Genomic DNA, 6,487 nt, shown 5'->3' on the forward strand with positions numbered 1-6,487 from the left:
TTTCTTCCCTGGTCTCGCTCATCCTGAAGGGGATTTGTAGCGTAAGATGCGCCGGAAGTTTCAACGCATGCCGGGTGTGGTATTTTTCCGCCAGTTCTTGTTTCAGCTTTTTTATACGTAAGCTCAGGGTTTCTGGTGGGAGAATGGCTATAAAATACAGACTCATTTGGCAGAATTTTTTCCGAGGAGAAATTTAAGAAAAACCTGCCACTTTCCTCTTTTTTGCTTTTAGAGTTTTTAAAGTTTAGGAAACCAAAGAGCCACTGTTGTCACAATATTTTTGTCCTCTAAAAATGATCTTTTCAGATTAGAATAGACATTGTAGCAAAAATCTATAATTAAACAGGCCAAAAGAACATAATTACCGGAACGCTAAGGATAATAAGAATTAGGGTTAAAGGCAGCCCCATCTTCCAGTAATCACTGAATTTATATCCACCTGGACTCATTACTAAAGTATTGGACTGGTGCCCGATTGGTGTTAGAAAAGCAAAGGAAGCGCTAAGGGCAACCGCCATTAGAAATGGATCGGCAGAAAGCTCCATTTCCACTGCGATCTTTATAGCAATAGGTGCCATTAGAATGACCGTGGCCGCATTGTTGATTACATTAGAAAGGATCGTGGTTATGGTGATTAGTACTAACAATAATACCCAAATTGGAAATTCACCACTCATAGTCAGTATGTATTGGGTGATAAGATCAGCTCCTCCACTGGTTTCAAAAGCTTCACCAACAGGAATCATAGCCGCTAACAACACAATTATTGGCCAATCTATTGCTGAATATACAATCCGCATTGGAAGGATCTTATTAATTACCATTATAAGGGCAGCAATTGAAAACGCAATCTCTACCGCCAATACGTTGAAAACTACCGCCAGTATTGCTAACAAAAAGATGCTTAATGCAAAAATGGGTTGGCGGGGATTTCCTATTTTTATATTTCTTTCTGCCAATGGCAGTAATTGCATTACCGTTATTGCCTGTTTCAGGTGATGTCTTTGGCCTTGTAATAACAAAACATCTCCTGCTTTCAGGCGAATGTTTCCCAGGCGCTGTCTCATCCTTTTTTCACTCCTGGCGATAGCCAGAACATTTACGTGTTGGATTTTTCTGATGTTGAGTTCAATAGCTGTTTTGTCAATTACAGGGGAGCCCCCTGTAACTACTACCTCGAGACCCTGGATATTTCCATAACCCTTGGATTCTTTGTATACCAGTTTTTTTCCGGTTAGCTTAACTCCGGTATTGTTTACAAAGGTTTTCAGATCATCTGAATCGGTTTCCAGAATGATAATATCATCTTTCAGAAGTTTCTCCTCGGAAGAAGGAGCGTAGATTAAATTTCCGTTTCTAACCAATCCCAGGGCAAGCACTTCAGTATTGCTTATTATGTTCATTTCCCTTAAAGTTCTTCCATTAAGGGCAGAATCTTCAGTAACAGTAACTTCGGTGGTGTAGTTGTCTATTTTGAAAAGGTTATCTTCATTATCTTCAGAATGGCGTTTGGGTAAAAATCTCCAGCCTACTAAAGAGATGAAAATTAAACCTGCAATTGCCAGAATTCCTCCGGTGGGAGTAAAATCGAACATCGAAAAAGCTCCAATATCATTTTGTTTTCTGAAAGTTGCGATTATAATATTCGGAGGCGTCCCGATGAGCGTAGTCATTCCCCCTAGAATTGATGCAAAGGCAATTGGCATTAAAATGCGGGAAGGGGCATAACCATTTCTACGTGCCATTTGTACCGCCACGGGCATCATTATACCTAAAGCCCCTATATTATTCATAAAAGCCGATGCTATGGTAACTATAACACAGAGGACTATTAATTGAAGAAGAAAACTTTTTCCGATTTTATTCAGAATCCTGGCTGTAATATCTACAAGTCCTGAATGATCCAGAGCCTTGCTTATTATTAAAATAGCACCTATTGTTATGACTGCAGGATGGGCAAAACCACTAAAGGCATTTTCCGCAGGAATAATATTAAAAACAACCAGGGTGAATAACGCCAGCAAGGCCACGATATCATATCGGAATTTTTCCCATATGAAAAGGACCAGGGCAATAGCCAAAGTTATAAAGACAATGTTTTGTTCCATTTGAGTTTTTAACTCTTTTAATAATGGATTAGCTTTTCAGCTTAAATATCGAGATTTATTTCTATTTGATGTCTTAACAGGTCTTCAAAAGTTTCTCTTTCTCTAATTAGGTGAGCTTTGCCATTGTACCATAGCACTTCAGCAGGGCGATACCGGGAATTAAAATTGCTGGCCATGGAAAAACTATAAGCTCCGGCATTGCTGAATGCCAGAATATCACCTTCGGTTATCTCTGCTATTCGGCGGTTATTGGCGAAAGTATCGGTTTCGCAAATATATCCTACCACCGAATAAAATCGCTGTTTGCCTTCAGGGTTGGAAATATTATGAATATCGTGATGAGAACCGTAGAACATTGGGCGAATAAGGTGATTAAAGCCAGAATCTACCCCTGCAAAAACCGTAGAAGTGGTTTGTTTGATCACATTAACCCGGGCCAAAAATTTTCCGGCTTCGCTAACCAGGAACTTTCCGGGTTCGAAAACAAGGGTGAGCTCGCGGCCATAATCTTTGCAGAAATCCTTGAACCTATGGGTGAGCTTTTCTCCCAGTTCTTCAATATCGGTTTCTATGTCACCTGCGGTATAGGCCACTTTAAATCCACTCCCAAAATCCAGGAAGGAAAGGTTCCTGAAGTTTTTTGCAGCATCAAAAAGAATTTCAGAAGCACGTAAGAACACTTCAATATCCAGGATATCACTGCCGGTATGCATGTGAATTCCGTTGATGTTCATCCCCGTATTTTCAACAATGCGCAATAGAAGCGGCATCTGGTGAATAGAGATCCCGAACTTGGAATCTACATGACCAACTGATATTTTGGCATTTCCTCCGGCAAGGATATGCGGATTTATTCGAATACAAACCGGTACCTCCGGATGTTTGGCGCCAAACTGTTCCAGGATGGAAAGGTTATCGATATTGATCTGGGCTCCCAGCTCTACCACCTCCTCGATCTCCTCCAGGGAAACGCCGTTTGGGGTATAGATAATATCCTTCGGAGCTACTCCCGCTTTAAGCCCAAGCATCACTTCCTGTACCGATACCGTATCGAGTCCGCAGCCCATAGAATTAAGATACTTCAGAATAGAAATATTGGAAAGGGCTTTTACCGCGTAATGAATGCGCAGGTCATCTATTTCGCTGAAAGCATTTTTTAGCCGATTATACTGAAAAGCGATCTTTTCAGCATCATAAACATATACGGGGCTTTCATATTCTTTGGCAACGGCCAAAAGGTCTTGATTGGTCATAAAGGGATAAATATTAAATCGCAAAATACAGGAGAAAATAAAACTCCCGCAAGCACAAGTCTCAAAAATAACGAATTCCTCTAAATTGTTTTCTTAGGAATACAAAGAAACTTGGTTTGGTTATTTAAAGGTACTATTATGGAGGATTATTCCTCCGCATATCAAATATTTGCTTCCTGTGGAAACCTGCATTATTAAAGGAAAAAAGATTGGTACATTACTTTTGGTTTTGTTACTTTTGTTAACCGTAAATAAATCTGAAGAAATACCTGATTATGAACATACACGAATATCAAGGAAAAGAGATTTTAAATAGTTTTGGAGTCCGCATTCAACGTGGAATCGTAGCACACAATGCTACCGAAGCCGTGAACGCCGCCAAAGAATTAACCGAGCAAACCGGAACCGGTTGGCACGTGATCAAAGCTCAGGTACATGCCGGTGGCCGTGGTAAAGGTGGCGGGGTTAAACTTGCCAAAAACCTGAAAGAAGTTGAAGAGATCGCAGGAGATATTATCGGGATGAACCTGGTAACCCCGCAAACTTCAGCCGAAGGGAAGAAAGTACACCAGGTGCTTGTTGCCGAGGATGTTTATTATCCCGGAGACAGCGAGACCTCAGAGATCTATATGTCGGTATTGCTTAACCGTGCTACCGGGAGAAATATGATCATGTATTCTACCGAAGGTGGAGTGGATATTGAAAGCGTTGCCGAGAAAACTCCGCACCTTATCTTCACCGAAGAGATCGATCCTACCGTAGGATTGCTTCCTTTCCAGGCGCGTCGCGTGGCTTTTAATTTAGGTCTTAGCGGCACAGCTTTTAAAGAAATGGTGAAATTCGTGACTGCGCTTTACACCGCTTTTGAAAAATCTGATTCTTCTCTTTTTGAGATCAACCCGGTACTAAAGACCAGCGACGATAAGATTCTTGCTGTAGATGCTAAAGTAACCTTAGACGATAACGCGCTTTTCCGTCATAAAGATTATGTTGAAATGCGTGACATCCGTGAGGAAAATCCAACCGAAGTTGAAGCCAGAGAAGTAGGACTTAACTACGTAGACCTTGATGGTAACGTGGGTTGTATGGTAAATGGTGCCGGACTTGCTATGGCAACGATGGATCTTATTAAACAGGCGGGTGGAGAACCTGCAAACTTCCTGGATGTTGGAGGTACTGCCGATGCCAAAAGGGTAGAAGAGGCTTTTAGAATTATCCTGAAAGACGATAAAGTAGAAGCTATTTTGGTAAATATCTTTGGAGGTATTGTTCGTTGTGACCGTGTGGCACAGGGAATCATTGATGCCTACAAAAACCTTGGAGATAAAGTAAATGTTCCAATAATTGTACGTTTGCAGGGAACCAATGCTGATATCGCAAAAGAACTAATAGACAACAGCGGATTGAAAATTCATTCTGCCGTAGAATTCCAGGAAGCAGCCGATAAAGTACAGGAAGTACTAAGCTAAAACCTGAATAAAATATGATTTCTGAAAACCGCCTTCTTGGCGGTTTTTTTTATGGAAAATATCCTATCGTCATTCCGGACTTGATCCGGGATATCATCCTTTACCGTAAACTTCAAGTGAGATTCTGAATCAAGTTCAGAATGACCTTAAAACATATTCCTTGAAATTAAATTCACAAAACTTATTTTTTTATTAGTGTCCGGTATAAACCCGGATTTAGATTAAAAGGTACAGTAAAGTCCTATTTTTTAGCTTCAACCCCCAAATAGCATGGTGTAACTAGAAGAATGAAAGCTGTATATAAGGAGATTTGATTGTGAGATAGTCCCTTTTTGGGAAGGAATCTTCAAAAAAATGAACAGGTTTTATAACTCATCAGCTGTAGGCGCACCATGGAGATTATTTTTGAATAAGCCTGGGTTTTTTTAATCCTTTTTTGAACCACCAGCATCAGCAGTTGTACAATCAATCCGCAACAAATCTGAATTATAATGGCATTTGGGCTATCGCCTGGAAAATACTTCCGGGGAAAGTTTTGCTAGAGTATGGGATGTCCGCTAAAGTGTGTACTTTTATTAATAGTAATAAAGTTTGGGGTGAAACCTTAGCCGGACATTAATGACTAAAAAACAATAGCTATCTATGAATTTAATGGCATGGAATTGAAGATATATGTTAACAATGGTTAAATTTATTGATCAGTATCGATTACAAAATTGATTTTAACCTATCCAAATGACTCATAATATTGTTTTCGGAACCCTTATCCTCACGTTTGGCTTGTTTGCCTGGGGTCGTATTCGTCATGATTTTGTAGCCTTGATAGCACTTTTCATCCTTATTGTAACTGGTATAATTGATCCAACTGATGCCTTTTCGGGCTTTGGTCACCCTGCAGTAATAACAGTGGCATCGGTATTAATAATTGGAAAAGCCTTTGAGTTTTCGGGTCTGATCGACTTATTGGGAAAATGGATAATGAAGATCGGTGATCAGCTACTGGTACAGATCCTGGTGCTTTCTCTTTTGGTTGCACTAGCGTCCGCCTTTATGAACAATGTGGGAGCCCTGGCGATAACGATGCCCATTGCCATACATTTGGCACGTAAAAGTGGTAATCCACCCTCTTACATATTAATGCCTATAGCCTTTGCATCTTTGCTTGGCGGAATGACAACTTTAATAGGAACCCCTCCAAATATTATTATAGCGACATTCCGTGCCGATGTAACCGGGGAATCTTTCAATATGTTCGATTTTACTCCGGTGGGTTTAACACTTATGCTGGCAGGACTTGTTTTTATTGTCCTTTTTGGATGGCGGCTGTTACCAGAAAGAATCGGCAAAAAGTCTGAGGACAAAAGGTTTGATATTGATGATTATATTACAGAAGTTGAAGTTGCTGAAGATTCTAAAGTCATTGGAAAACCTATTTCGGAATTGGCGGATATCTCAGATACCGATGTGCTGGTTTTGGGTTTGGTAAGAAATAATAAACTCATTCATGCCCCTGATATCAATTATGTATTACTTGAAAAAGATATAATTCTTCTTGAAACAGATGCGGATGATCTTAAAACATTCATCGAAGATACCAAGGTTAAATTGGTTGGGGATAAGAAATTCTTAAAAGATGCCGAAGGATCTGATAAGATCA

At 40.1% G+C, this 6,487-nt stretch carries 4 protein-coding genes; 2 read left to right on the forward strand and 2 right to left on the reverse strand.

The window, feature by feature from the left end; translation table 11 throughout:
• Window positions 1-338: 338 nt before the first annotated feature.
• Window positions 339-2,108, reverse strand: coding sequence for an SLC13 family permease (locus ACESK1_RS11345; RefSeq protein ID WP_372920293.1), 1,770 nt, complete (start codon window positions 2,106-2,108; stop codon window positions 339-341).
• Window positions 2,109-2,149: 41 nt separating this feature from the next.
• Window positions 2,150-3,361, reverse strand: a complete 1,212-nt coding sequence (gene lysA, locus ACESK1_RS11350; protein ID WP_372920294.1) for a diaminopimelate decarboxylase — start codon at window positions 3,359-3,361, stop codon at window positions 2,150-2,152.
• Between the two features lie 275 nt (window positions 3,362-3,636).
• Between lysA and sucC the strand changes: the two genes are divergently transcribed.
• Both sucC and ACESK1_RS11360 read left to right on the forward strand, forming a co-directional pair.
• Window positions 3,637-4,830 carry an ADP-forming succinate--CoA ligase subunit beta gene (sucC, locus tag ACESK1_RS11355; protein WP_372920295.1) on the forward strand — a complete coding sequence of 398 codons (1,194 nt, stop codon included), beginning with the start codon at window positions 3,637-3,639 and terminating at the stop codon, window positions 4,828-4,830.
• A gap of 735 nt (window positions 4,831-5,565) precedes the next feature.
• A partial coding sequence (locus ACESK1_RS11360; protein WP_372920296.1) for an SLC13 family permease occupies window positions 5,566-6,487 on the forward strand: 922 nt, incomplete at its 3' end.

This window comes from Salegentibacter sp., from assembly GCF_041642575.1.
Lineage (GTDB): Bacteria > Bacteroidota > Bacteroidia > Flavobacteriales > Flavobacteriaceae > Salegentibacter.

Excerpts from the sequence above, each read along its gene's own strand:
- ACESK1_RS11345 (WP_372920293.1), bottom strand. The coding sequence starts at position 2,108 with ATGGAACAAAACATTGTCTTTATAACTTTGGCTATTGCCCTGGTCCTT.
- lysA (WP_372920294.1), bottom strand. The coding sequence starts at position 3,361 with ATGACCAATCAAGACCTTTTGGCCGTTGCCAAAGAATATGAAAGCCCC.
- sucC (WP_372920295.1), top strand. The coding sequence starts at position 3,637 with ATGAACATACACGAATATCAAGGAAAAGAGATTTTAAATAGTTTTGGA.